Raw genomic sequence first — 3,834 nt, 5'->3', positions numbered from 1 at the left:
GACAAATCATCGATTTTAAGCCGTTGAGCTGCCGCTGCTGCCCCTGATTTTTCTACATCCAGTGTGAGCAATTTTATATTTTCGTGTCCACTTTCCAGTTGAGCCGAAGCACTTTGCGCCGAGGCATAAGCACTATCATATTCGGCTTGCGTTACAAAGCCCCCTTTGAGTAGTTCCTTGTACCGTTCCAACGTCTGATCGGCAAGGTGTGCTTTGGCTTTCAAATCTTTTAGTGCGGCTTTTGCGGCAGAGAGTTGAGAGCGACTTTTCGCGATGGAGGCTTCCCCCTCATGAAGCACAGCGGTCAACTCTGATGGTTCCATTACCGCCAAAACTTGACCTGTATGTACCATGTCCCCCTCATCCGCATAGAGATTTTGAATTTTTGCCGTCGTTTTTGGGGCAAGAATGACAATCTCTTCGGCTTCAAGCGTTCCGGTTCCGAATACGGTACTATTCGTTTCAATAGTGTTTTTCTCTACCGTAGGGATTGGTGCCTCAGAAACCCAAAATATTTTTTTCAACACGATGGCACCGAGTATCAGAACGATCAATCCTATTATGATTTTTTTATCGGCAAATTTCATCGACGCATCCTTTGTTTAATAATCTAATCATGAGTGCAAAACGGACTATTTTAGTGAGTTTAGCCCCAGATAAACCGATTTTCGCAGTATCTAAAGCATTTTGAGCTTCCAACACATCAACATATGTTGCTAATCCTTGGGTATATCGACCCTCCATTAAATGGAGAGTTTGCTCTAAAGCGTCAATAAGTCCCTCTTTCGCTTTTATACTCTCAACTGCTTGCTCATAGTCGCTTCGGGCATTAAACAGCTCCTCAAACAATTGTTTTTTACTATTTTCATACTCTTGTTGCGCTATTTGAACACTCAAAGCACTTTTTTGCATTTGAGCATCGAGATATCCCCCATCAAACAGCGGTAAATTCCCTTTTAGCCCTACGTAGCTGCTATCGTATGATGAGAGTGAGCGATCGATACCGTATCCCGCAACTGCTGATAAGGTTCCATACCCTTGTGTTTTAGACGCATTGTAGTTTGATCTCGCTTGAGTCAGAACAGCTTCTAATCTTTTTAATTCTGGATTTTTTTGATGAAGTTCTTGTTGCATCGACTCGATCGATGGAATCCCCTTCCCTTCCACTGCACGATCGAGTTCGTTTCCATCAATCGACTCAACCCTCTCACCGATCAAATGTTCCAGTGCATAAAGGCTTTTACGATATTCAGTACGCTTTGAGTGTAAAAGATCTTGAGCCTCCAGCCACGACGCTTTAAAACGTGATTCATCTGCTTGAGTTTTTAGACCGTTTTGACGCATATGAAGTGCTTTTTGATACAGTTTTTCGTAATAACGAGAGGTGGCTTCGGCTGTTTGTGTGAGACGATTCAAATAGGCTGCGGTGTAGTAGTTTTGCACTACTTGTTCAATCACGACTTCCTGATGATATCGGCTTTGTTCCTTTGCTCCTAAAGATGCTGACACAGATGCTTTAAGACGCTCTTGCGTACGTCCAAAATCATACACCGTATAGGTGGCACTGATATCGGCATGAAGCGCGTCGTCATGCCGTGTTGAAAAAACACCATTTGAGGGCATTACAAAGGTTTTAGTAGGATAATACTCTGCATTCAATTCGATATGCGGATAAAGATTGGAGCGCGCACTTTGTATCTCTTTACCTGATATATCATGATTTAAACGGGCAATTTCTACCTCTGGATGAGTCTTCAGCGCCGATCTAATAGCTTCTTCGAGAGTGATCGCACAGAGATTAGTGACTAGAATATTGATGAGTGCTATAGTAAGTAATGTAAATCGCATTAATCTCCTTCTTTAATGAAATACTACCACAAAGTAGAAGTTATATTGTAAATCAAAAATTAACCCGCTTTTTGGCTACAATTCTAATAACTATCTGACCTTACGCACTTTAAAAAAGGGCGAATTGATCCGTTTTTCTCCTGCATCCGAAAGATGCGGGAAGCTTTAGGGGATTGCAAAGGTGAAAAGCGTCAAAAAAATTCAACTGCTTGAATTTTTTAGCTTTGAAACCAAAGGCTATATGCGAAAGCATAGCCGAAGGAGTCCTTGCCACTAAAACGGATAAATTCGTTTTAGTGCATAATATCACAAAAAGGAGTGTCGATGCATTTTTCCAAAACCGCTGAATACGCCATTCGGGTATTATCGTATCTCTACCGCCATCATGAGTCATCCCACTCCGTCAATGTTCTCCACCAAGAGCTCGATCTTCCCTACAAATATCTCACCAAAATGGTGACGGATTTGGTCAAAAAGGGGCTAGTAAATGCCTCTCGCGGTCGTGAGGGAGGGATAAGTTTAGCTAAAAATGCCGATCAAATTCGTCTGTGCGATATTCTCGAAGCGATTGGGGAGCCGTTGGAGCATGAGCGTTGTATCTTGGGATTTGAGAAATGTGATGCTTCGAATCCGTGTGCTTTGCATGAGCAATGGGTTCAGCCCAAAGAGCTGATTGAGACGATGCTCACTACCACGACACTCGCATCACTGCTCGACAATAAAGAGACAAAAATCTAGAGTATTTTACTCTGATATGGGATGCATATACGCAATAGCGATCAGTGAGAGAACCACTACCAGCCAGAGGGTTGGAATAAGACGATATTTATAGTCTACCTCTCTTAAATCCATAAAATAATCACTGATCAGTTGCCCTTTGATAAACGTACTAATCACTAAAAATATGGCAAAAAATCCACTGAAAAGCTCCAAGTAGCCTACCAAAAAAGCCGAAAACGACAAAACGACCAAAACAGCAAAAATATCTTCTACGTGTAGTTTCATTCCCTCTCCTAACGCATGATGTAGATTAAAGGAAAGAGGACAATCCACAACAAATCCACCAAATGCCAATAGATCGCACCCGTTTCGAACCCTCTGCAATCTGCAGGGGTGTACCCTTGGTTTTTAGTTTTACGATATAGATTATAGAGGATTATAACTCCCAAGGTAACGTGCATGAAATGAAACATAGTAAGCAGCAGATAGAACATGAAAAATGTATTCGTACTGAGAGTAATACCCTGAGTAAAGAGATGGGAAAATTCGGATAGTTTTAAAACGAGAAAGGTGCTTCCCAACATCATTGCACCTAAAAGCCATTTCGAAGCGCGCATACTTGCCTCATAGCGCTGATGCAATTGCATCGTTTTTATCGTTTCAACACCCCTGACAATCAAATAACTGCTCGTAATCAAAATCAGCGTATTGATAAAACCGATAGTTTGATTCAGCAGAAGCTGAGAATCATTAAACATTTGCAAATTGACTCTACGCGAATAAGCGTATCCCACAAATAACAACCCAAACGTGAGCAGTTCAACGTAGACGATGATCCAAATCGCAAAATCCCCCGGCGGATAGGGTTTTTTATCTACGAGAATCTCAGACATGTACGCTTTTAATAAAATGGAGTGAGATCAGTTTTTCGAGTACCGCTAACACATCCTCTTCATCACTGAGCGATTCGACAATAGAGTGCATGCACGCTTGGTAAGGATCGAACCCGTGGGCAATCAATTTTCCTGCATAAATAAGCAATCGTGTTGATACGGCTTCTTGGATATCACTATCGCTTAATTGACGGATTTCCCCCGCGATTGAGACCAGTTTTTGGGCAATCTTTTCATCCACCCCGCTCTCTTTAACGATCACCTCTGTCTCTACCTCCGCTTTTGGGTAGTTAAAAGTGAGGGAGATAAAGCGTTGTTTAGTGCTGGGTTTCATCCCCTTTAAAACATTTTGATATCCAGGATTGTACGATAC

General features: G+C 41.9%; 6 protein-coding genes. 1 reads left to right on the top strand and 5 read right to left on the bottom strand.

All coding sequences use genetic code 11. The annotated features are described in order from the left end of the window. Both PHR02_RS13280 and PHR02_RS13275 read right to left on the bottom strand, forming a co-directional pair. Positions 1–587: biotin/lipoyl-binding protein (locus PHR02_RS13280; RefSeq protein ID WP_299992748.1), on the bottom strand; the 587-nt coding region annotated here is incomplete at its 3' end. Beyond that, positions 571–1,848 (bottom strand): TolC family protein, encoded by a 1,278-nt coding sequence (locus tag PHR02_RS13275; protein WP_299992747.1) that lies wholly within the window; start codon positions 1,846–1,848, stop codon positions 571–573. The genes PHR02_RS13280 and PHR02_RS13275, both read right to left, overlap by 17 nt. Positions 1,849–2,172: 324 nt before the next feature. Here PHR02_RS13275 and PHR02_RS13270 point away from each other — a divergent pair, with 324 nt between their 5' ends. Then, a complete protein-coding gene (locus PHR02_RS13270) occupies positions 2,173–2,586 on the top strand; it encodes an Rrf2 family transcriptional regulator (RefSeq protein ID WP_299992746.1) in 414 nt (137 codons plus the stop codon). A gap of 6 nt (positions 2,587–2,592) precedes the next feature. On the opposite strand, the gene PHR02_RS13265 is transcribed toward PHR02_RS13270, so the two are convergent. The 3 genes from PHR02_RS13265 to PHR02_RS13255 form a co-directional block, all read right to left on the bottom strand. Further along, positions 2,593–2,853 (bottom strand): cytochrome C oxidase subunit IV family protein, encoded by a 261-nt coding sequence (locus PHR02_RS13265; protein ID WP_299992745.1) that lies wholly within the window; start codon positions 2,851–2,853, stop codon positions 2,593–2,595. A gap of 8 nt (positions 2,854–2,861) precedes the next feature. Then, a complete protein-coding gene (locus tag PHR02_RS13260) occupies positions 2,862–3,461 on the bottom strand; it encodes a cytochrome c oxidase subunit 3 (protein ID WP_299992743.1) in 600 nt (199 codons plus the stop codon). After that, positions 3,454–3,834: CbbQ/NirQ/NorQ C-terminal domain-containing protein (locus tag PHR02_RS13255; RefSeq protein WP_299992742.1), on the bottom strand; the 381-nt coding region annotated here is incomplete at its 5' end. The genes PHR02_RS13260 and PHR02_RS13255, both read right to left, overlap by 8 nt.

It is taken from the genome of Sulfuricurvum sp., assembly GCF_028688295.1.
In the GTDB taxonomy this organism is placed as follows: Bacteria; Campylobacterota; Campylobacteria; order Campylobacterales; family Sulfurimonadaceae; genus Sulfuricurvum.
Note: the sequence above shows the minus strand (reverse complement) of the source record. Positions and strands in the feature narration are given on the sequence as shown.

Excerpts from the sequence above, each read along its gene's own strand:
- PHR02_RS13275 (WP_299992747.1), bottom strand. The coding sequence starts at position 1,848 with ATGCGATTTACATTACTTACTATAGCACTCATCAATATTCTAGTCACT.
- PHR02_RS13270 (WP_299992746.1), top strand. The coding sequence starts at position 2,173 with ATGCATTTTTCCAAAACCGCTGAATACGCCATTCGGGTATTATCGTAT.
- PHR02_RS13265 (WP_299992745.1), bottom strand. The coding sequence starts at position 2,853 with ATGAAACTACACGTAGAAGATATTTTTGCTGTTTTGGTCGTTTTGTCG.
- PHR02_RS13260 (WP_299992743.1), bottom strand. The coding sequence starts at position 3,461 with ATGTCTGAGATTCTCGTAGATAAAAAACCCTATCCGCCGGGGGATTTT.